Origin of the sequence: Sphingobium psychrophilum, assembly GCF_012927105.1 — a bacterium.
GTDB lineage: Bacteria > Pseudomonadota > Alphaproteobacteria > Sphingomonadales > Sphingomonadaceae > Sphingobium > Sphingobium psychrophilum.
On record NZ_JABBFV010000005.1, the window covers coordinates 234,837 to 256,202 of the forward strand.

Annotated in this window: 22 protein-coding genes and 2 pseudogenes; 12 read left to right on the top strand and 12 right to left on the bottom strand. The window is 63.8% G+C overall.

The features are described 5' to 3' along the window. The first annotated feature begins 62 nt into the window (after positions 1-62). The 6 genes and pseudogenes from HHL08_RS09420 to HHL08_RS09450 form a co-directional block, all read left to right on the top strand. Positions 63-269 (top strand): hypothetical protein, encoded by a 207-nt coding sequence (locus tag HHL08_RS09420; RefSeq protein ID WP_169572573.1) that lies wholly within the window; start codon positions 63-65, stop codon positions 267-269. Then, positions 266-1,345 (top strand): ArsO family NAD(P)H-dependent flavin-containing monooxygenase, encoded by a 1,080-nt coding sequence (locus HHL08_RS09425; protein ID WP_328804622.1) that lies wholly within the window; start codon positions 266-268, stop codon positions 1,343-1,345. Before HHL08_RS09420 ends, HHL08_RS09425 begins: the two co-directional genes overlap by 4 nt. Positions 1,346-1,478: 133 nt before the next feature. Then, positions 1,479-1,682 carry a hypothetical protein gene (locus HHL08_RS09430; protein ID WP_206377796.1) on the top strand — a complete coding sequence of 68 codons (204 nt, stop codon included), beginning with the start codon at positions 1,479-1,481 and terminating at the stop codon, positions 1,680-1,682. Between the two features lie 2 nt (positions 1,683-1,684). Continuing rightward, complete coding sequence (locus tag HHL08_RS09435; RefSeq protein ID WP_169572575.1) at positions 1,685-2,740, top strand: permease; 1,056 nt, start codon at positions 1,685-1,687, stop codon at positions 2,738-2,740. Positions 2,741-2,750: 10 nt separating this feature from the next. Next, a complete protein-coding gene (locus HHL08_RS09440) occupies positions 2,751-2,987 on the top strand; it encodes a thioredoxin family protein (protein WP_169572576.1) in 237 nt (78 codons plus the stop codon). Positions 2,988-3,350: 363 nt separating this feature from the next. Then, positions 3,351-3,722 (top strand): annotated as a pseudogene (locus tag HHL08_RS09450) (cation transporter); the annotation flags it as partial. A 199-nt stretch (positions 3,723-3,921) separates the two neighbouring features. On the opposite strand, the gene HHL08_RS09455 reads toward HHL08_RS09450, so the two are convergent. The 4 genes from HHL08_RS09455 to HHL08_RS09470 are packed head-to-tail and all read right to left on the bottom strand — an operon-like array spanning position 3,922 to position 7,323. Further along, complete coding sequence (locus HHL08_RS09455) at positions 3,922-4,395, bottom strand: Dps family protein (protein ID WP_169572581.1); 474 nt, start codon at positions 4,393-4,395, stop codon at positions 3,922-3,924. Positions 4,396-4,445: 50 nt separating this feature from the next. Then, positions 4,446-4,556 (bottom strand): cytochrome bd-I oxidase subunit CydX, encoded by a 111-nt coding sequence (gene cydX / locus HHL08_RS09460; protein ID WP_169572583.1) that lies wholly within the window; start codon positions 4,554-4,556, stop codon positions 4,446-4,448. A gap of 17 nt (positions 4,557-4,573) precedes the next feature. Beyond that, positions 4,574-5,722, bottom strand: coding sequence for a cytochrome d ubiquinol oxidase subunit II (cydB, locus tag HHL08_RS09465; protein WP_169572585.1), 1,149 nt, complete (start codon positions 5,720-5,722; stop codon positions 4,574-4,576). Between the two features lie 11 nt (positions 5,723-5,733). Beyond that, positions 5,734-7,323 (bottom strand): cytochrome ubiquinol oxidase subunit I, encoded by a 1,590-nt coding sequence (locus HHL08_RS09470; RefSeq protein WP_169572671.1) that lies wholly within the window; start codon positions 7,321-7,323, stop codon positions 5,734-5,736. Between the two features lie 118 nt (positions 7,324-7,441). On the opposite strand from HHL08_RS09470, the gene cydD reads away from it, so the two are divergent. Both cydD and HHL08_RS09480 read left to right on the top strand, forming a co-directional pair. Next, complete coding sequence (cydD, locus tag HHL08_RS09475; protein ID WP_169572587.1) at positions 7,442-9,013, top strand: thiol reductant ABC exporter subunit CydD; 1,572 nt, start codon at positions 7,442-7,444, stop codon at positions 9,011-9,013. Next, on the top strand, positions 9,010-10,602 hold the full coding sequence (locus HHL08_RS09480; protein ID WP_169572589.1) for an ATP-binding cassette domain-containing protein: 1,593 nt from the start codon (positions 9,010-9,012) through the stop codon (positions 10,600-10,602). The genes cydD and HHL08_RS09480 overlap by 4 nt, the downstream gene beginning before the upstream one ends. Here HHL08_RS09480 and HHL08_RS09485 read toward each other — a convergent pair. Further along, positions 10,599-10,970 (bottom strand): ArsR/SmtB family transcription factor, encoded by a 372-nt coding sequence (locus HHL08_RS09485; protein WP_319024291.1) that lies wholly within the window; start codon positions 10,968-10,970, stop codon positions 10,599-10,601. The two genes, HHL08_RS09480 and HHL08_RS09485, sit on opposite strands and share 4 nt — an antisense overlap. Beyond that, positions 10,967-11,629 carry a peroxiredoxin gene (locus HHL08_RS09490; protein ID WP_169572591.1) on the bottom strand — a complete coding sequence of 221 codons (663 nt, stop codon included), beginning with the start codon at positions 11,627-11,629 and terminating at the stop codon, positions 10,967-10,969. Before HHL08_RS09490 ends, HHL08_RS09485 begins: the two co-directional genes overlap by 4 nt. Before the next feature lie 90 nt (positions 11,630-11,719). Here HHL08_RS09490 and trxC point away from each other — a divergent pair, with 90 nt between their 5' ends. Then, entirely contained in the window at positions 11,720-12,175 is a 456-nt protein-coding gene (gene trxC / locus HHL08_RS09495; protein WP_169572593.1) for a thioredoxin TrxC, read from the top strand. 232 nt (positions 12,176-12,407) lie between these two features. On the opposite strand, the gene HHL08_RS09500 is transcribed toward trxC, so the two are convergent. Further along, the gene (locus HHL08_RS09500) at positions 12,408-14,159 is read right to left on the bottom strand and encodes a chloride channel protein (protein ID WP_169572595.1); all 1,752 of its coding nucleotides are present in this window, start codon (positions 14,157-14,159) and stop codon (positions 12,408-12,410) included. A 127-nt stretch (positions 14,160-14,286) separates the two neighbouring features. Between HHL08_RS09500 and lgt the strand changes: the two are divergent. Next, positions 14,287-15,036: pseudogene (lgt, locus tag HHL08_RS09505) on the top strand (prolipoprotein diacylglyceryl transferase); the annotation flags it as partial. Between the two features lie 230 nt (positions 15,037-15,266). Here the strand turns inward: lgt and HHL08_RS09510 are convergent. From HHL08_RS09510 to HHL08_RS09525, 4 genes are read right to left on the bottom strand one after another with little or no spacing between them, the layout of a single operon-like run. Then, complete coding sequence (locus HHL08_RS09510) at positions 15,267-16,190, bottom strand: alpha/beta hydrolase family protein (protein ID WP_169572597.1); 924 nt, start codon at positions 16,188-16,190, stop codon at positions 15,267-15,269. A gap of 10 nt (positions 16,191-16,200) precedes the next feature. Next, complete coding sequence (locus HHL08_RS09515; RefSeq protein ID WP_235955004.1) at positions 16,201-16,977, bottom strand: sterol desaturase family protein; 777 nt, start codon at positions 16,975-16,977, stop codon at positions 16,201-16,203. Between the two features lie 34 nt (positions 16,978-17,011). Further along, the gene (locus HHL08_RS09520) at positions 17,012-17,449 is read right to left on the bottom strand and encodes an EF-hand domain-containing protein (RefSeq protein WP_169572601.1); all 438 of its coding nucleotides are present in this window, start codon (positions 17,447-17,449) and stop codon (positions 17,012-17,014) included. Between the two features lie 57 nt (positions 17,450-17,506). After that, on the bottom strand, positions 17,507-17,917 hold the full coding sequence (locus HHL08_RS09525) for a hypothetical protein (RefSeq protein ID WP_043151028.1): 411 nt from the start codon (positions 17,915-17,917) through the stop codon (positions 17,507-17,509). A gap of 158 nt (positions 17,918-18,075) precedes the next feature. Between HHL08_RS09525 and HHL08_RS09530 the strand changes: the two genes are divergently transcribed. Both HHL08_RS09530 and HHL08_RS09535 read left to right on the top strand, forming a co-directional pair. After that, positions 18,076-18,792 carry a response regulator gene (locus tag HHL08_RS09530; protein WP_043151026.1) on the top strand — a complete coding sequence of 239 codons (717 nt, stop codon included), beginning with the start codon at positions 18,076-18,078 and terminating at the stop codon, positions 18,790-18,792. Continuing rightward, positions 18,789-20,180 (top strand): ATP-binding protein, encoded by a 1,392-nt coding sequence (locus HHL08_RS09535; protein ID WP_169572603.1) that lies wholly within the window; start codon positions 18,789-18,791, stop codon positions 20,178-20,180. The genes HHL08_RS09530 and HHL08_RS09535 overlap by 4 nt, the downstream gene beginning before the upstream one ends. Positions 20,181-20,466: 286 nt before the next feature. Here the strand turns inward: HHL08_RS09535 and HHL08_RS09540 are convergent, their stop codons facing one another. Beyond that, positions 20,467-21,192, bottom strand: coding sequence for a DUF6629 family protein (locus HHL08_RS09540; RefSeq protein ID WP_048576667.1), 726 nt, complete (start codon positions 21,190-21,192; stop codon positions 20,467-20,469). Positions 21,193-21,366 lie beyond the last annotated feature (174 nt).

The window sequence follows — 21,366 nt, forward strand, 5'->3', positions numbered from 1 at the left end:
AACAGGGGTCGGTCGTTACGGCTCCTCTAGAGACTCTCATGCACGATAGCTTTTCGCGGGAGGTGAAGATCAAGCTGGCACTTGAAAATTGCTCCGCCTTAAAGGGCTTCATCAATGTCATGGAGGAACTGGTCTCGGTTCTCTATCTTCCTGCGACGCATGCCATACATACGATCGATCGCGATTTGGAGCGCAAGGAGGCCCGCGCCCCGCTTGATCCGCCCAGCGTGTATTCGATCGCCATTGCGTCGCAGACAGTCCGAACGTGACACTCTTCGAAAAGGATATCGTCGTCATCGGCGGCGGGCAGGCCGGTCTTTCGATGGGCTGGCATCTGCTGCGGTCCCAACGCGACTTCGTTGTCCTTGACGACGGGACGCTGCCCGGCGGGGCCTGGCGCCATGGCTGGGATTCGCTGCGGCTGTTCTCGCCGGCGGCCTATAGCTCGCTGCCGGGATGGCAGATGCCTCCGCCAGGCCATTATGGCTTCCCCACCCGTGATGATGTGATCGCATATCTCGCGGCCTATGAGACGCGATACGACTTTCCGGTCGAACGCCCCGTCCAGGTGTCACAGCTGCACAAGGCGGACGATGGCCGGCTGCGAGTCGAGACGGATCGCGGAAGCTGGCTGGCGAAGACGGTGATCGGGGCGACGGGAACCTGGAGCCACCCCTTTATCCCGGACATTCCCGGCCGTTCCAGCTTTGCCGGCATCCAGCTCCACTCCGCGCACTATGTCCGGCCCGACGTTTTTGCGGGCAAGACGGTGCTGGTGGTCGGCGGCGGCAATTCGGGCGCGCAGATCCATGCCGAGATCTCGCAAGTGGCGCATTCGAACTGGGTTACGCAAAGCCCGCCGGTCTTCCTGCCCGATGATGTCGATGGGCGTGCGCTGTTCGAGCGCGCCACGGCCATGCATCGTGGCGAAGCCATTGCCGGACCCGCGCTCGGCTTCGCGAACATCGTCATGGTGCCTCCGGTTCGCGAGGCGCGGGATCGTGGCGCGCTCGCCAACGTGCGGCCATTTATTCAGATGACCCCAAATGGCGTTGTCTGGCCCGAAGCGGCGGAAACGAAGGTCGATGCTATCATCTGGTGCACCGGCTTTCGCGCCGCGCTGGGTTTTCTGGGCGATCTTGGATTCGTCGGCGATGACGGGCGCGTGGCGGTAAATGCTCTTGGCCAGGCCGAAGCGGAACCGCGGCTCTGGCTGCACGGCTATGGTGACTGGACCGGCTTTGCTTCCGCCACGTTGATCGGAAGCGGACGCAGGGCTCGCGCGATCGTGCGGGCCATCGTCGCGAGCGACGCGGCGCAAGCAGCAAGCACGGCCTTTAGGTAAATATGCGGATATTGGCATGGGCAGGCGCGGCATATCGAGGTTGCATGCTTGTCACCAACCCCATGGCCGCCTGTCCGAGCCAATTTGCCCGGGGCCCTCGCCGTTCTTTGGGACGGCGAAGACCACTGTGTCTGTGAGCTCATGGAAGTCCTCGACGTCTCCCAGTCGCGCAGGTCGCGACAAATGGGGCGGACTCAAGGCCACCGGTCTCCTCGTCGACCGGCGCGATACCCAATGGGCGCGCTATCACCGTAATCCCCGAATCGCGCCAGAGATCGCGGCGATCGTCACGGCGATGCTGGATGCGCTCCCGTCCGATGCTGGAAAGGCGCTCTGAGAATGGCGACGCGATCGACCGCCCCCTCGCCGTGGCGGCGGTCGGCGTCGGCCTGGAGCATGGGCTTGATCGTCACGCTGATCGCTTGGTTTGCGATCTATCGCCAACTCCAGCCCTTTTCCAACTGGGCCGCTGCCCATCTGCCGATCCAGCCGGGCACATCGCTGGCCGAGGCCGTCTCCTTCTTCCTGTATGACACCGCCAAAGTGTTGATGCTGCTGACCCTTGTGGTCTTCGCCATGGGCGTGGTTCGCACTTGGTTTTCTCCCGAGCGAACCCGCGCCATCCTCACGGGGCGGCGGGAAGGCTTTGGAAATGTGGTGGCGGCCGGGCTGGGTATCTTCACGCCCTTCTGCTCCTGCTCCGCCGTCCCGCTGTTCGTGGGGTTCGTCTCGGCAGGGATCCCGCTGGGGGTGACTTTCTCCTTCCTGATCGCGGCTCCGATGATCAACGAGGTCGCGCTTGGCCTGCTCTTCGCCCTGCTCGGCTGGAAGGTGGCACTGACCTATTTGGCGTTCGGACTCAGCATCGCGATCGTCGCCGGCTGGGTGATCGGCCGCCTCCACCTCGAAGGCTGGCTCGAAAGCTGGGTGCGCGACCTGCGAACCGCGCCCGTCGATCTCGAGGCGCAGCGGTTGAGCCTAGTCGACAGGTTCGAAGCGGGATGGGATGCCGTTCGCGACATTGTGGGCCGCGTGTGGATCTGGATCATCGCGGGTATCGCGGCAGGCGCCTTCATCCATGGTTATGTGCCGGCCGAGCTTCTGTCCCGTATCATGGGGCAAGGCGCATGGTGGTCGGTGCCGGCCGCGGTCCTCCTGGGCATTCCGATGTATTCCAATGCCGCCGGGATCATTCCCGTCGTGGAGGCGCTGCTGGGCAAGGGCGCCGCGCTGGGAACGGTGCTGGCCTTCATGATGTCGGTTATCGCGCTGTCGCTCCCCGAAATGATCATCCTGCGCAAGGTGCTCAGCATCAGGCTGATTTTGGTTTTCATCGGGGTGGTCGCGACCGGCATCCTGGCGGTCGGCTTTCTCTTCAACGCCCTCTTCGCCTGAAAGGACAGTCATGAAGAACATCAAGATACTCGGCCCCGGATGCAAGCGATGCCAGGCAACGGAGGACATGATTCGGGCAGAAGCCGGCAAGCTTGGTGTGGACATGACGATCGAGAAAGTCACCGACTATGCCGCAATGGCGCAATTTGGCGTGATGTCGACGCCCGCCGTCGTGATCGACGGGAAGGTTGTGCATGCTGGCGGGCTGCCCAAGCAAGAAGACATCGGTAAGTGGCTGGGGGCGTGAGGCCGGTCCAGCGCCTTTTTTCCTTTGCGGGACGAACTCAACGCGCAACCTGCTCGCCATCAAGCTTAGAATAGGTGATCCGGAGGAAAAGTATGAACTGGCCACTCCATCTTCGGTAAGCCACTTGATCACGCCGGTCGGCACCAACCATAGTGCATATTCATGCCCACGAACGCATTGTGCTTCACGATATCGGCGCCGGCGTTCAAATGAGCGGTCATATTCAATGTCGCCCATATTTTGATCGAGGCGACCGCAGGACTCAAGATCGGTTCACTCGTGCTTCTTGCCGATGCCGGGCATAACCTGATCGACGTTGCTGGGCTGCTGATCGCATGAGGGGCAGCGACTGCCGTCCGAAAGCGGCAATCGGAGCGCTTACCTAATGGGTTGGGCCGCTCCGCCATCCTTGCTGCGCTCGGCAACGCAATCGCGATTCTGATAGGCGTGGGTGCGGTGGCCCTGGAAGCCTTCGAGCGCTTTTCGACGCCGGTTGAACCGCTGGCCCTGCCTACCCTAATCATTTTCGCCATTGGCATCGCTATCAATACCGGAACGGTGCTGCTCTTCCAAAAAGACGGAAGAACGATTTCAATGCAAAGGTGCCTTCCTGCACATGGCAGCCGACACCGGGGCATCGGCGGGCGTCGCGATCGCTCCGGAGGTCTTCTCGCAACGGGCTGGCTGTGGCTCGATCCGCTTGTCGCGACTCTGGTGAGCCTCTTCTTCGCATAGACATCGTTCGGATCGCTCAAATCGTCCTTGGGATTTTCGTTAGACGCCGAGCCGGCTTCGGTGAAGAAACGTGCGGTCGACAAATGTTTTTGATCCCGACCGGGTGTCACGGCCGTCCACGATCCCCACTGGATTGCGGCGACTCTGCCTGCTACCGCGTGCCGGATCGGCATATGCAGAATCAGTTACGAGATGTGCCTCAATCTTCGAGCAGGGCGCGCAACATCCACGCCGACTGCTCATGCACGCCGATCCGCTGGGTCAGGAGGTCGGCTGTAGGTTCGTCGCTGGCGGCCTCGACCACTGCATAGAGGCCTCGCGCGGTTCGCGCCGTCGCTTCATGGCCTTGCGCCAGGATGGCGACCATCTCGAGCGCCTTGGGGGGCGTCGCCGGAGCGTCGGGAAGCGAACTCAGCTTGGCATATTGGCCGTAGGAGCCCGGGGCGGGATGGCCCAGTGACCGGATGCGCTCGGCGATCGGGTCCACCGCATTCCACAGTTCGGTATATTGCGCCATGAACATCGTGTGCAGGCTGTTGAACATCGGCCCGGTGACGTTCCAGTGGAAATTATGCGTGGTCAGGTACAGCGTATAGGTGTCCGCGAGCAGGTGGCTGAGGCCGTCGCTGATCGCTGCACGATCCGTATCACTGATGCCGATGTTGAGGCTCATGGCTGTCTTCCAATCTTCACTGGGAATGTTGTTCGTGGGTCTTGCCCACGCTAAAGCGTCATGTCTTCGTCTGGGTCGGTATGGAATTCATGCCAGAGCCCGTTGAGGATGCCGAAGGCGACGGCCAGGCCAAGGCCCAATACCCAAGTAAAATACCACATGGTCGATGTCCTCGAGATCAGTAGAAGTCCGGGTTGGTGCCGACGTCCTTGAGCGTGATGCGCCCGAACAGCACCTTGTAGACCCAAGCGGAGTAGAGCAGCACGACCGGCAGGAAGACCAGCGTGACCAGCAGCATGACGAACAGCGTCAAATGGCTGGAGGATGCGTTCCAGACGGTCAGGCTGGAGGCCGGGTCGATCGAGCTGGGCAGGATGAAGGGGAACATCGATAGGCCCACCGTGGCGATGATGCCGAGCGTGCCGAGCGACGAGCCGCCGAACGCCAGCGCTTCGCGGCCGGTCCGGATCCCAGCCAGCGCAATCAGCGGGCCTGCAAAACCAAGCACCGGCGCGACCAGCATCCAGGGATGGAGGGTGTAATTGCTCATCCATGCGCCGGGCGCGGCAATCATGGTCATCAGATGCGGGTTGGAGGGGCCCATCGGGTCCACCACGCCTGTCATGCGGAATCCCATGCCGCCGCGCGCCACCATTAAGCCCCCGATGGCAAAGAGCAGGATCGAAAGGATTGCCGCGATCTGCCCGAAACGCCGGGCACGGTCATGAACTGTGCCGCGTTCGATTTTGATCGCCAGCCAGCTTGCGCCATGCAGGACCAGCATCGCGACCGAGAGCAGGCCGGCCAGCAGCGAGAACGGGTGGAACAGGCCCAGCAGCGAGCCCTCATAGAAGGAGCGCAGGTCGCCATCCAGACGGAAAGGGATGCCGGTCAGCACATTGCCCACGGCCACGCCGAAGACCAAAGCCGGCACGAACCCGCCAACGAACAGCGCCCAATCCCACCGGCTGCGCCATGCCGCGTCGGGCCTCTTCGAGCGATATTTGAAGCCGACGGGGCGCAGGATCAGCGCGGCGAGCACCAGGAACATGGCAAGGTAGAAGCCGGAAAAGCTCACCGCATAGACGAACGGCCAGGCCGCGAAGATCGCGCCGCCACCCAGAATGAACCACACCTGGTTGCCCTCCCAGGTCGCGCCGATGGAGTTGATGACCATGCGCCGCTCCGCGTCGGTTTTGGCGACGAAGGGCAGCAGGGCGGCGACGCCGAGATCGAACCCGTCCGTCAAGGCGAAGCCGATCAGCAATAGGCCCATCAGAGCCCACCAGATCAGGCGGAGGGTTTCATAGTCGATGGGAGGCACCATGATCGCTCTCCTTATTCAGCGGGCAGCGGCGTGTAGCCGTGCCCCGCTACAGCAGCATCGGATTGCTCATTTTCATGGTCGAGCGGTCCCTTGCGGATCGCCGCCAGCATGAGCCGCACCTCGATCATCGCCAGCGTGCCATAGAGCAGCGTGAACCCGATGATCGTCGTCCAGAGTTGGCCGACCGTCAGGCTGGAAGCGCCCAGGAAAGTCGGCAGCACACCCTCGATCGCCCAAGGCTGGCGTCCGATCTCTGCAAGCACCCAGCCGAACTCGGCGGCGAGCCAGGGAAGCGGAATGATCCAGACCGCAGCCCGCATGAACAGGCGGCAGAAGCCGTTGACGCATCCAAAGCGCCGGATCGAGGCCATGTAGAAGGCGGCGCCGAAGAAGGCGATGAAGAAGAAACCAAGGCCGGCCATCACCCGGAACACCCAGAACATGACGGGCACGTTTGGCACCGTGGACCATGCGGCCTGGACGACCTGGTCCGGCGTGGCATTGCGCGGATCGGCGACAAAGCGCTTGAGCAGCATGGCATAGCCGAGATCGAGCTTGTGCCGCTCGAACTGCTCGCGCGCGACCATGTCGGTGCGATTGACCTTCAGCTTCTCGACCGCGTCATAGGCCTGGATGCCATTTTCGATCCGGCCCTGCGCCTTGGCGACAAGTTCCGTGATACCCTCAACCTGGCCGGTCAGGCTGCGCGTCGAGATCAGGCCCAGCACATAGGGGATCTTGATCTCATAGCGTGTGTCGCGCCCTTCGAGGCTGGGTATGCCGAAGATGGCGATGCCGGCAGGCGCGGGTTCGGTGTGCCACATGGCCTCGAGCGAGGCCAATTTCATCTTCTGGTTGTCCGTAAGTGCGTAGCCAGACTCATCGCCCAGCACGACGACCGAGAGCGACGATGCAAGACCGAAAGCGGCGGCGACGGTGAAGGAGCGCTTGGCGACGGCGACCCATTTGCCTTTCAGCAGATACCAGGCCGAAACCCCGAGCACGAAGACCGACGCCGTTACATAGCCGGCGCTTACCGTGTGAACGAACTTCGCCTGCGCCACCGGATTGAACAGCACCGCCATGAAGTCGGTTACTTCCATGCGCATCGTGTCCGGGTTGAAGCGCGAGCCGACCGGATGCTGCATCCAGCCATTGGCGATCAGGATCCACAGCGCGGAAAGATTCGATCCGAGCGCCACCATGAAGGTGGTGAAGAGGTGCTGGCGCTTCGACAGCTTGTCCCAGCCGAAGAACATCAGGCCCACAAAGGTGGCTTCGAGGAAGAAGGCCATTAGGCCTTCGATCGCCAGCGGCGTACCAAAGATATCGCCGACATAATGGGAGAAATAGGACCAATTGGTGCCGAACTCGAATTCCATGGTGAGGCCCGTGGCGACGCCGAGTACGAAGTTGATCCCGAACAGCTTGGCCCAGAAACGAGTGACCGTCCGCCAGATTGGCCGGCCGGTCATCACATAGATGCTCTCCATGATCACCAGCATGAAGGACAAGCCGAGCGTCAGCGGCACGAACAGGAAGTGATAGAGCGCGGTCAGCGCAAACTGCAGGCGCGAAAGCTCGATTACTGCCATATCCACCATTGGCGGAACTCCTGTGCGGTCGGTTGCGGCATCCTGCCCACCGAGTCAGTCGCGATATTGATTAGTCATTAGGCGTAAGTATGTATATGAACAAGCACCCTTTGGTGCGAAACTGATGCGAACGAGGCGCGCTTCCCTGTTATGGCTGGTGGACGGAGTGTTGGCCGTCTGTGTGGCCGCAGCAGTCGCTATCGCCATTTCGACGCGGGCCGGAAATCGTGAACATTACGTAGTCGCGCTCCTCCTGCTCGCCGCCGCTGCCGCAACGCGCGCAGCTCTCCAGATAACGGCCTTCTCTCAGGGGCACCGGGACGCGGCTCGTGCAAAGCGCGCATGGCGATCGCCTGCATTCGGCGCGGTGCTGCGCGCTGCTGCCGGCTCGCGACGGATGCTCGGGGAGCAGGTCGCCGATGCTATCGACCGGATAGAGGACATTGACGGCTATCATGCGCGCTTCTTACCGTTGCGTTTTGCGGCGGTGGCGACGCCCTTGCTGATCGCGGCATCCGCAGCGCTGGCGAGTTGGATTGCAGCGGCCATTCTCCTGGCGACGCTGATCCCCTTTGCCCTGGGCATGGCGCTGGCGGGATCCGTGGCGAGCCGGGCAGCCGCTCGGCAGCTCGACGTACTGGGGCGGCTCTCGGGACTGTTTATCGATCGCATCAGGGCGCTCCCCTTGATCCTTGGCTTTGGCGCGCAGGATCGGATTACGCGCCAGCTTGCCGAGGCGACACAGGAGGTCGCCCGGCGCACCGTCGCGGTTCTGCGCATCGCCTTTCTCTCCGGGGCGATCATCGAGTTCTTTGCCGCGCTGTCGGTTGCAATGGTCGCGGTCTATTGCGGTTTCAATCTGCTCGGGCTGCTGCCCTTTCCCGTGCCCGAGACGCTCGACCTGAGCCGCGCCCTCTATGTCCTCATCCTTGCGCCTGAATTCTATCTGCCGATGCGCCGCCTAGCCGCAGCCTATCACGACAAGCAGGTCGGCGAGGCGGCGATCGAGCGTCTGGCCGCCCTGACTCCGGGGACGGTGGTCGCCACGTCGCCGGCCCATATGCTGGCGGCTCCGCCCGCCATCAGGTTCAAGTCAGTCGTTATCGATTATGGCGAACGAAGAGTGGGACCGATTTCGATGCACATTGCCGGTTGCTGCGTGACGGCGCTCTCGGGTCCGACCGGAACGGGCAAGTCGAGCCTGCTCCACGCGCTGTTGGGGCTGGCGCCGGTGGTCGCTGGCGATATTCTTCTCGACGGACGCCCACTCTCGCCGGAGGCGCTTCGCGGGGAGGTCAGCTGGGCCGGTCAGGCGACGGCGCTCGTGCCGGGAAGCCTAGCCGACAATATCCGCCTCGCACGTCCCCATGCGAGCGACGCGGAGGTCGAGGATGTCGCACGGCGCGCGGGACTGATCGAGGTCGCGCAGACCCGAAGGGCGGGCCTTGCAACCCTCATCGGCCCACGCGGATCGGGCCTCTCGGGCGGCGAGCGCCGGCGCGTCGGCATTGCCCGGGCGATGCTCCGCGACGCCCCGCTGTGGCTCCTCGACGAACCCACCGCCGATCTCGACGAAGGCTCCGCGATGGAACTGGCCCGGCACATAGTCGAGGCGGGCAGGGGGCGCACGGTTCTCCTCGTCACCCATAGCGCCGCGATCGCCGCATTGGCCGATCATCGCGTGGTGATCTCATGAATCGCGAACTGGCGGCGCTCCTGGCGGATGTGTCAAAGCCACAGCAGCGTGCAAGCCGCGTCGCGCTGTGTTGCGCGGCGACTGCCGCGACCGCGGCGATCTTGCTGCTGGGGCTTGCAGGCTGGTTCATCACCGCCGCGGCCCTTGCCGGGGCGGCGGGAATAGCCGCGATCCAGGCGTTCAACTATCTGATCCCCAGCGCCGCGATCCGCCTGCTCGCGATCGTACGGACCGTCACGCGCTACGGCGAAAGACTCTATGGGCACAAGGCTGCGCTGTTCGCTCTTGCTGCCCTCCGGGCCCGACTGTTCGGGCGCCTGATCAACGCGTCGTCGCCAGAATACACCCGGTCTGCTGGCGAGGCTGGCGCGTTGCTGCTGCAGGACGTTGACGCGCTCGAGGATCGCTTCGTCCGCGCGCCAGCCTATTTCGCCGGGATGTTCGGTGCAGCCACGGCGTTGGCGCTGGCGCTGCCCGCCGGACCGCACGCTTTTCTTGCGTTGTTCGTCATCATGGCTGCGGGAGTCCTGGCCGCGCGATCGTTCGCCCGGCGTGTGCTGCCGCGCCGGGCGCTCGACATCCAGGAGCAGATCGCGCGGCTGAAGCAGGATTTCGTCGAGTATGCAGCGGCGTCGCCCGAGATCGCCGCTTATGGATTTGGTCCCTCGATCGAGGCGCTGCTGGCGCGGCAGGCCGCCCGGCTCGATGACGCCCGTGTCAGCTTCGCTCGGAATGAGGCGCTGCTCGGCGCGGGGGTATCCGCGCTGGGCGGCCTCGCCATTGCGACGATGATTGCCCTGTCGCAGGCAAGCCTTCCCCTCACCCTGCTTGCCGCCCTCGCAGCCGCAGGGGCGCTCGAAGCGCTCGGCGCCACGATCAGGTCCCTCGGCCGCGACGCCGTCGTCGCGGCAGGCCTGGAGCGGCTGGCGCAACTCGCCGGTATTCCTGGGCCCACGGCGGCGCCTGTCCCTTTGGTCGGTGAGAGCATTGCGCTGGGCGACGATCCGCGCTCGGTCATTCTTGCAAAGGGTGATCGGCTCGCGATCACGGGCCGGTCCGGGGCGGGCAAGACTAGTCTGCTGGAGTGTCTCGCCGGCTGGCGCACCACAGGTGGCCATAGCTTGCGGATCGATCAGCGGCCACTTGCCGAATGTCCGCCCGAGGCGCGACGGCGCCTATTCGCGCTCTCGCCGCAGGATGGAGGAATGATCGCCGGCACCATTGCCGACAATTTGAGGCTGGCGCGGCCTGGCCTTGCAGACGAGGCCCTCTGGCACGCGCTCGGCATAGCCTGTCTGGCAGATGACGTTCGCGTCATGCCCGAGAGACTGTTGACCTGGATTGGCGACGGCGGTGCCCGCCTGTCGGGAGGACAGCGCAAACGGCTGTCCCTGGCGCGCGCACTGCTGGCTGGGCGACCCTGGCTGCTCCTCGACGAGCCGAGTGAGGGGCTTGATCCTGCCACGGAGGCGGCGCTCTGCGGCAACCTGGATTCCTGGCTGCGGGATACTGGAAACGGACTGGTTCTGGTCACCCACCGTTCCGCGATGCTGCCACTTGCACATCGCTTCCTGGAGCTGCCCGATTAAAGGATCTTCGCGAACGTGGCCGCCGAACCGCGCGCGGGGATGGCCTTGATGGGTTCGGCTCCCGAGGTCTTCATCCCGGCCAGATCTGCCATGAAGGCGGCCGTGCCGGCCAGTGCCGTCGGCGCGAGGTCGTAATAGACCTGTTTTGCGGCGCGGCGCGTCCTGACGAGTTCCGCCTTGCGCAGGATCGCCAGCTGCTGCGAGAGACCGGGCTGGCCGATCCCAGTCAATGCTTCGAGTTCGCCCACCGATTGCTCACCCCGTATGCGCAACGCGTCGATCAGCCTTAGCCGTGTTTCGTGGCCCAGGATGCGCATCACCTCGGCAACTGTCTCCAGCTCGATTTCCGACAAGGGCTTAGCCGTCACGTCGATGCGTCCTTCCGATCGGGACGAGATCTGTGAAACCAGAGCGGATCGGCTGCGCCGGCAAGAAGCGCGGCCTGATCGGCATGGGGCGGCAAAAGCACATCGTCGCCCGGACGCCAGCCTTCGGGCGTCACTACATTATCGGCATCGACCCGCTGCAACGCGGCAAGCACGCGCAGCATCTCATCAACCGACCGACCGACCGTCGCGGGATAGCAGATCATCGCTCGGATGATGCCATCGGGATCGATGAAATAGGTCGAGCGCATCGTCGCTGCGTCGGGGGAACGGTCCGAGATCATGCCATAGGCCCGGCCGATGATCAGCGAGGGATCCTCGACGATCGGAAAGGCGACCCTCACGTCGAAAGCATCGCGAATCGCCCTGATCCAGCCCAGATGCGCGTAAAGGCTATCGACAGACACCGCGAGCAGCTTGCAACCGAGCGCCTCGAACCGCTCTGACGCCCGTGAGAGCGCGACGAACTCGCTCGTACACACCGGCGTGAAATCCGCCGGATGCGAGAACAGTATCAGCCAGCGACCCCGGAAATCCGACAGGCTGACCGTGCCCATCGTGCTACGCGCCTGGAAATTGGGTGCCGCGTCTCCGATCTGCAAGATATCTGGCGTCTGGGCGGTGGCCGTCGCATCGTTCATTCACGTCTTCCGTTCCATAGCCATCTTGGCAATCGTGATCTCTTGATTACATAAGTCATGTAATCAACTAAATGGCCGGAGTAAAGCCGCATGACAGCAATCCAGTCCGATCCGGCCCTTGTGGTGTGTCCGCGATGCGTTTCGGTTAATCGGGTTCCGGTGCGAAGACTTGACCAACATCCTCAGTGCGGCCGCTGCAAGCAGCCGCTCTTTCGGGGTGAGCCGATCGTCGCGGACTCGCACGCGTTTGCGCGCCACGTCGAAGCCGGCTCATTGCCGGTGCTGGTTGATTTCTGGGCGCCCTGGTGCGGGCCTTGCCGCGCGATGGCACCCGCCTTTGCCGCCGCTGCCCAGGAACTCGAGCCCGGCATGCGGTTGCTCAAGATTGATACCCAGGCAGAGGAGGCCGTTGCCGCGCGATTCGCCATCCGCTCCATTCCGACGATGATTCTCTTTGCCAATGGTCACGAAATCAAGCGCACGGCGGGTGCAATGGATCGTCAGTCCATCATTGCCTGGGCAGATCGTAATCGCCCATCTTCCTGAGCGGTGAATTGGGGACCGAAGGGTAGCGTGCGGGAAGTTCAGCAAAAATCTCCTGAAAGGGTTGGCCTTTGGCAGGGTCACTCAAGATACGCCCGTCGAAGGCTTGGCGTGAAGATCGGACCGAAGCGGCACTCGTGTTCCGACAGCGGCAACCGATTCATAACAGCGGACTGGCATTGCGCTGTCTGGATAGGCATGGCCGAGGGCGGACTCTGTCGGCTTCGCGGCTTGCCTAGTCCTCCCCATAGAGGTCGCGCTGCACGCGGTCGATCTCGTCGGCATAGCGCTTGCGCACATATTTTTCGGTCAACATGCCGAGGATACGACCTTCCGGATCGATAACGGCGAGATCGTCGGCACCGCTGTCGTCGAAGCGCTCCATAATCGCGCCGATCGTCAGTTCGGGCGACAAGGTCACGTCCTTCAGGATCGCGAGTTCCGACACCGGACGCTCGCCTGCGTCGGTGTCGGCAAAGACCGCAGCTGTGGGAACCAGCCCCGCATAATGGCTGGCTTCGTCCTCGAGCAGGACGCGACTCGTCGAACCCAGGGGGAACTGCGCCTTGAACTCTGCCATGGGCAGCGTCGACAAGGCTGTGGCCGGCGCAGCGCGCATCATCCGCCGTGCGGTCAGAGAACGCATCCAGCCGATGTCGCGCGCGCTTCTGATCACTTCGCCCCTAAGGTGGAGGCGCCAGGTTGAGAAAGAATAGCCGAACCGCTCGCGGACGAGTGCGCTCGAGCACAGGGTCGCTGTGAGGACGATCGCCGTGATCTCGAAATCATGGGTTGCCTCCAGGACGAGGAGCGACATCGTCATCGGGCCACCGACAACCGCGACCGCGAGGCCCGCCATGCCGACAAGCGCCGCATCCACCGGTGATAAAGGGATCACGCCGGGGATGAGCGCCCACAGTTCTGCGAAAATCTGGCCGAGCAATGCACCGAGAAACAGGGAAGCAAAGAACAGGCCACCGCGAAATCCGAAGCCGAGCGACACGATCGACGCCAGGCACTTCAGCGCGAAGACAAGCGCCAGCGCACCCAGGGCCAGTTCGCCACCGATGGTCAGGTGCAGGGCCCCATGTCCGGCCAAGAGTGCGTGCGGCGAGATCATCGCGATCGGAATCAGGATCAAACCGCCAATGGCTGGACGCGACCATTCGGGAAGTACACTGCGCCTAACGACCGCCTCGACGAGCGAGACCAGGCGCATGAGCGCGATACCGACAACCGCCGAGATCAGGCCGAGCCCGGCATAGAGCAGATAATCGACGGTGGCGAGATTCTGGCTGCTCGTTGCGGCGATGAGATAAGCAGCGGTGCCTAGTGTGCGAGCCGTGATCACAGCGGCGAGCGTGGCGGCGACGACAGGTGCGATGCTGGCGGGTGTGTAGGCTCCGATGACGATCTCGAAGGCGTAGAAGGCCCCGGTGAGAGGCGCACCGAATGCCGCGCCAATCGCGGCGCCGGCTCCCGCGCCGACCAGCACGCGCAGGTCGTTGCGGCGCAGGTTGATCCATTGGCCGATGAGCGAGGCAACGCCGCCGCCGGCCTGCGCATAGGCAGCTTCGAGCCCGACGGACGCGCCGCAGCCGTTCGAGATCAACGTCTGGCCGGATACGAGCATGGTGTCGCGGAACGGAATGCGGCCGCCATGGAGGGCGTTGGCTTCGACTACGTCTATCGCCGTGCGCTTGTGGTAGCGGACGGTGAGAATGATCGCCCCGAGCAGCAGTCCTCCCAGGGGCAGAGCCAGCAATCGCCCTGGCGAAATCGTTGCAAGGCCGCTCAGTCGATCCTCGACGTCGAAATGATAGAATGTCGACTGCAGGAAATGCGCGACAGTGCCGAGGATTGCCGCGAGCAGCCCGGCAGCGATGCCGACACCGATCGAAAGCAAAATGAAGCCTGCTTCGCTCAAGCGGAAAAGGCGGCGCGCGAGCGAAAGAAGTGCGGTGGGGCGCAGCAGGCGTTCACTCATGGGAAACTGGCTGCGCTTTCGGCACCAAATGTGACGGAAATGATTGGAAACATGGAAAGGATTACCGTTGAGCGCGAGTCCGAATATTGGAAAGAGGCTAGATCCCCCCTTAGATCGGACCAGCGTCATGAGTCTCGCGGGCTATGTCCCAAACGCGATCTATTTTTCGTCGCTTCATCTCAATCCCGTGCTCGTCCAGGTCGGTCCGTTCGCGCTGCGCTGGTACAGTCTCGCCTATATCGCCGGCATCCTGCTCGGCTGGTTATATCTCGTCCGCCTTTTGGACGAGAATGCGGCGCCGATGACTCGAGAGCATGCCAACGCGCTCGTCACATGGGCGACGGCGGGCATAGTGATCGGCGGGCGCCTTGCCTATGTGCTCTTCTACGATTTTGCCACCTATCTGGCTCATCCACTGAATGTCCTGCGTCTCTGGGCGGGCGGAATGTCCTTTCATGGTGGCGCGCTGGGTGTCGCCATCGCCATCTTCCTCTTCGCCCGTCGCCATCGCCTCGATTGGCTGCGGATCATCGACTATGTAGCGATGTCCGCACCGATCGGACTGTTTCTCGGCCGGCTTGCAAACTTCGTAAACGGAGAACTGTGGGGGCGACCGACCACCCTGCCCTGGGGGATCGTATTTCCCGGTGCCGGCCCTCTGCCGCGCCACCCAAGCCAGCTTTATGAAGCGATGCTCGAGGGACCGCTCCTGTTCGCGATGCTATGGTGTTTGTTCCGGTTTACCGGAGCACGGCGGCGCCCCGGCCTTCTGTGTGGCGCGTTTGTGCTCGGCTATGGCGTTTTCCGCTTCCTCGTTGAGTTTGTCCGCGAGCCTGATCAGCAACTCGTCGCCTTTGCCGTCCATTCAGGGCTTCACATGGGTCAGTGGCTCTGCGTACCCATGATTCTGGGTGGGTCCTGGCTGGTTCTGCGGGCGGTTTTAACTCCGGCGCCGACGTGCACCCGGCACCCGGCACCCGGCACCCGACAGGTAAATCCTAACTGCGGGTGTGCAGTGGCTTTTTCGCACCTGCGCGACATTAGGTCTGGGGGAAGCCGACCGCTTGAGCTTGATGGGTGCTCCAATCCCCGGAACTGGGTCGAGGTTCAGCGATGTTCGAGCCGATCGCCAGCGACCAAGCCCACGTCATCCGCGTCGAGCTGGCGCTTCGCCGCTTCATCGCCCAGCAAGGTCCAGCGCCAGAAGGCGATCGTCGCGTCGATGACCACCGCCTGGATATGGGCGTTCGGTGCGGGACGGCCATCACCCCGGCCGTTGAAGTCCATGTGGGTGGCGCCGTCGAGCACCAGCAGATATTTGCCGCCGGGCGGCATGGCGCGATACGGGCGCTCGCGGTCAGCGGGCCTGATCTGCGGGGTCAGTGGAACGCTGTCGTCCGTTCCGGTGATCGAGAAGAAGGGAATCTGCACGTCGGCGAACGCCGCTTCCGTCGAGCCCCGGAACGGCGGCGAAGGACTGAAAGCGATCGCTGCCTTCACGCGATGGTCCGTGTAGGCATTGCTGCCAGCCATCGGGAAATGCTGGCCTGCGATCGCCTGGGTGGTATGCGCGCCGAAGCTGTGACCCGACATGCCGATCCGCGAGAGATCGAGGCGGCTGAGATCGCATCTACCCTCGCGCCCCTTGCGGCCGAGTTCGTCGATGACGAAGTGGACATCCGTAATGCGGGAAACGAGCTGCTGCGGCGACATCGCGCCGCGCACCGCGCCGCCGCGCAGGATGCTCCGGTCGCTGCCGGGGTGCTGGAGGTTGACGACCGCAAATCCGGCGCTGGCCCAAGCCAGCGCCCAGAGCATGCCCGAATCCACCGAGCCGCCGAGGCCATGGCTGAACAGGATGACGGGCACCTTGCCCGACCCTTCCGGCATGCGGATGCGGACGGGCACCGTGCGGGTGCGGGCGCTATCCACCCAGCTGGCCTCGCACACTGGGCCGGGCGACGTTGTCGCCCAGGCGGTTGACGATGGGGTGAGGCTCAGTGCGGCTATCAGGATCAGAATGATTTTCATGAACTTTTCCTCAGGGCGCGCCGAACAGGGCGCGCGCTAGCTGGCGCGGTCCCCTGGCCACGGCGGCGTCCCGGGCAATGTAGCTCCACTCGCGCAGCGCCAGCCGGATCGGATTGGCCGTCGCCTCGCGATGGGCCAGGCCGTAGCGGATCGGTTCATCGGGCCGTTCGGTCGCAAGTGTCCCGAACAGACGGTCGAAGACGATCAGCACGCCGCCATAGTTGCGGTCGATATAGGCAGGGTTCGACGCATGATGCAGCCGGTGGTGCGCGGGCGTATTGAAGATCCATTCCACCGGGCCGAGCCTGCCCACCGCTTCGGTGTGCAGAAAAAACTGGTAGCGCAGGTTGAGCGCAAGCAGCCCGAACACCAGCCGCGGATCGAACCCTGCGAACACCAAGGGAACATAGAAGATCCAGCCGGCCGAGAAGAGATTGGTCCAGCCGAGCCGCAAGGACGACAGCAAGGTCATCTGTGTGGCCGAATGATGCACCGAATGCGACGCCCATAGCCAGCGCACGCGGTGGCTGGCGCGGTGAAACCAGTAATAGGCGAATTCGACCGCGGGGAAGCCCGCCGCCCAGGTTCGCCAGTCGTCGAGCGGCAAGCGGATTGGCGCGATCGTCCACGCCGCCGTGAATAGGCCGCCCAGCAGCAGCGCGTTGAGCGCGGCAAACGGGATGTTGCCGGCAACGATACCGAGCGTCGTGAGCGCCGTACGGGCATCATAGCCATGCCCCTTGCGCATACGCCAGGCCACCTCGGCCAGCACCAGCGCCAGCATCATTGCCAACCAGACGGGCGAGCGCTCGGGGCTCATGTCAGTTCGCTCCGTCCCGCATCTGGGCCATGGCGGTGCGGGCTGCGGCGAGCTCTGCGCTGTCGATAGCGCCATCATTGTTGCTATCGGCACGCTCGAAGATGGGTGCCGGAGCCGATGCCATCTCGGCTCTGGTCAGCCGGCCGTCCCGATTGGCGTCGGCCTGCGCGATCATGGCCTCCAGGCGGTCCACCGCCTGCGGGCGGAATTTGGCGAGGCGTGCGAAATCGGCCTTGCTGATCGCGCCGTCATGGTTGCGGTCCATCGTGTCGAAGCGAGCCGTGCGCGCAGCGGAGAATTCGGCGCGGGTGATGATGCCGTCATGATTGGCATCGGCCTTGTCTAACGCCGCAGCGCCGTCGCCGCCCCCGAAGCGCTGGGCGCAGGCGGGCGTGGCGACAGCCGCGGTTGCAGCGATCAGGATGAAAAATCGGGTCATCGGGAATTCCTTCGACTGGGTGGCCGCGCCCCGGGAGAAGAGCGCGGCCGGGGGCAATCAATAGGGATCGCGATTGACCGTGCCCGACACCGAGGTGCTGGTGCCGTCGCGGCGGGTGCGGGTCGAAGCATAGCTCGCGGTGCCGTCGCCATTGTTGGTCGCGGTCGTGCTGCGGCCGAAGCTCGTGCCGTCGTTGAGCGTGGTCGTGCGGCCGCCATTATAGCTGCCGTCGCCCCAGTTGGCGCTGCGGTTGCTGTTGTAGCCGCGCCCATTGTTGGTCTGAAGGCTGCGGTTGATCGAGGTGCTGCCGGGCTGGCGTGAGACCGAGCGCTGCTTGACATAGCCGCGGCCGCCCGAGCCCTGGACGCTCACCACGCGACCACGCTGGCGGGCTTCCGCAGACGTGGCGACGGTGGCGCTGGCGACCGCTGCCGTCGCGGCTGCGATCAGGAAGAGTTGCTTGTACATGGATACGCTCCTTGATTGTCCGACGGTCTGACCGCCTTCAATCGGTATGGGTGTGTTGCGTAAGCCTGGTGCTGCACCACGGTAACGGACGGTGACGAATTGTAACGCACTGCCGCACGCTTATTCCATCCTCCGTCGCAACGCGGCACAAACACTTCATGGAGACAAGTTTCATTGCCGTCGTCGAGGACGACAACGAGATCCGGTCCTTGGTGACCGGGCTGCTCGTGCGCGAAGGTTTCGAAGCGATCGGTTGCCGCACCGCGGTGGAGTTCGACCGGTTGATCGAGCGTCAGCGGATCGATCTCGCGATCCTCGATATCATGCTGCCGGGCGAGGACGGCCTGTCGCTGTGTCGGCGATTGCGCGCTCGCGGGGATGTGCCGGTACTAATGGTCACCGCCAAGGGCGACGACGTCGATCGCATCGTCGGGCTCGAGATCGGCGCCGACGACTATCTGCCCAAGCCATTCAATCCGCGCGAGCTTGTGGCCCGCGTGCGGGCCATCCTGCGGCGCACGCGGGACGCCCAGCGGGTCGTGCCGGCATTGCGGTCCGAGCGGTACGTCTTCGCCGGTTGGATGCTCGACGCGGGTTCGCGCGCGCTCACCGATCCCGACGGCAGCCTGATCGATCTGACTGGCGGCGAATATGACCTGCTGCTGAGCCTCGTCACCCACGCGCAGCGCGTGCTCAACCGCGATCAGTTGCTCGACTGGACGCGCGGGCGCAGCGCCGGCCCTTATGACCGGGCGGTCGATGTCCAGCTCAGCCGCCTGCGCCGCAAGCTCGCCGAGCATCCGACCGGCGAGGCGCTGATCAAGACCGTGCGTGGCGGCGGCTATATCTTCACGCCCACGGTCCTGAGCCGATGACGATCGGGTCCAATCTCTCGCTGCGCATCACCGCCATCCTGCTCGGGGGCTTCGTGCTGCTCCAGATGCTGATCTGGGTGGTGATGGCGCTCCCCTCGCGCGGGGACGATCAGCGCCCCTATAATCTGCCGCTGCCGACCGAGGCGCGGACGATGGTCGACACGCTGGAGGCCGCACCGCCGGCCCGCCGCGCATCGCTCGTCACGATGTTCAATGGCTCGCTCTATACCGTGCGGATTCTACGCGAGCCGCCGCCGGCGCCAGCCACGCAGCGCGAGGGGCTGGATCGTCTGCGCATCGACTATGCAGCGGCGCTGCCCGGTCGTGATATCGGCCTTACCGGACGACGGCCGCTGCTTGGCCGCATGGCGGGGACACGCCCCTGGACCAGCCGCTTCTTCGCGCCGATCACGCTTACCGTGCCGATGCGCGGTGGCGATCTGCTTGTGGTCGACAGTCGGCCCTCGATGGTGGTGCGGGCCTATCTGCGCCAGCGCGCGTTCCTCGGCGCCGTCGGCGGACTGCTGGTGCTTGGTGTACTGGCGCTCGCGGTTCGCCAGACGACACGGCCGCTGGTCCGGCTATCGGCGGGCGTCCGCCGCTTTACGTCCGATCTCGACACGCCCGACCTCCCCGTCGCCGGATCGCGCGAGATGCGCGATCTCTCGGCCGCCTTCAACGAGATGAAGGCCAGGATCGGTGGGCTGATGGCGGAGCGCACGCGCATGCTGGCGGGAATCGCTCACGACATGCGTACCTATCTGACCCGGCTGCGGCTGCGCGCCGAGTTTATCGACGACAGCGAGCAGCGTGCGAAGGCCTCCGCCGATCTCGACGAAATGGCGGAACTGCTCGACGACACGCTGCTGCTCGCGAAGCGGGATGGCCGAGCGACACCGCAGCCCCAACGCATCGATCTGGCGACAGAACTCGCCGCGATCGCTGCGCTGCGCGTCGACATGGGCGATGCCGTCACGCTCGGCGCCATACCTTCCGATCTCGCGATCGAAGCGACGCCGATCTCGCTTCGCCGCATGCTCGCCAATCTGATCGACAACGGCGTGCGCCATGGCGGCCACGTGTCGATCGAGGCAAGCGCAGATGATCAGACCGTCACGATTTCGGTCGCCGATGACGGACCCGGCGTTCCGCCCGAGACGCTGGAGCGGCTGGGCGAGCCGTTCGGGCGGCTCGACCCTTCGCGCAACCGTGAGACCGGGGGCGCCGGGCTTGGCCTGGCAATCGTCCGCGCATTGGCCGATCGCGAAGGTGCTGCCATCCGCTTTGCGAACCAGCCCAAAGGCGGCTTTGTCGCTACAGCAACTTTCCCACGAGACAACCCGAACGTTTCGCGCTCTACCCGATCATCAAAAGTCCGGGCGGGGTGACGGGGCGGATGCCCCGCCGCCGCGCGGCACGCGCGCACAACGCAACTTCAGCTAGAAAATTCCGATGCATCGTGGGTCATTCATGCGAACAATCTCGATCAGGTATTTCGCGTCTTGGCTGACGGGACGCACCGGCAATTTTCGATGGCTTGCTCCAGGCGCGGACGTCAGAGGTAGACGCTTCCCCTGAGCCGGCGGTCTCAACATTGCCCGGTTCCTCAGGGCGGCGATAAGGGCGAGGCCAGCGGGTCGATTGCAGAGATCCCAATCAACCAGCCTCTGGTGTTCAATCGGTCCCCACAAGAGCTGACCTGCCCGGACGTAACCAGGCGAGAAGGAACGGCCTGAGGTTTGGTGAAGCGCCGTTGGGCGTCTCGATATCAATGTTCAGACGCTTGAATTGCCAATAGATCATCACGCTCATGATCGCGGCGTAAAAACACCAGACAGAAGCAAATGCGTATTCTTTGACGATCTGTGCGACCGTCAGCGCAATGACGTTCACCACGCCGTAGGCTTTGACGACGCGATGGGTGGACAGCAGCAGAGCGCCGCACGTCGCTATAATATACAGGCAGGATATCCAGAAATCGCCGGTCAGCGGATTGCGGTAGGCGATCGAGTTCTGCTCGACAAAGACCTGGCTCGGAAAGAATATCAACCCGTAAACGTCCCACACACATACGAGCGCGCCGACGGCGGTCAGGCCGAGAATGGCCTTTCTGCGCCAGCCGGGTGGCTCCATCAACACGACAGCGGCTGGCATCAGCAGGGGCAGTATCCCCTGCGCATAGAGCATGAACAGGAAGGCGACATGATCAAGCGCAAGCTTGTCGATATGCCTGTCAAGGCCGAGCCAGACGAACCCTTCGGAGAATTGGTGAACCGCGAACAGCATCGGCACGGAAGCGAACAGGAGGGCGCGCGGCTCCCGGACATGCCGCAATGTCGCCACGCCGATCGATCCAATCACGGCGCTGGCGATAAAGCTGGAACTGGCTGAAAAGCACATGTCGTCATTCCCCGAAAAGGGGCGCGGACCCCTGACAAGCGCTTCCTGTGTCATACACAAGCGTGATGCGGCGATCTTTGGCGTCTTCGCTGCCGCGGTCCAGCTTCAATTTAAGTGAAAGGCCGCGAGTAGGATTTATCTATTCGGCTCCGCGATCGGGTCCCGGGCCCCTTT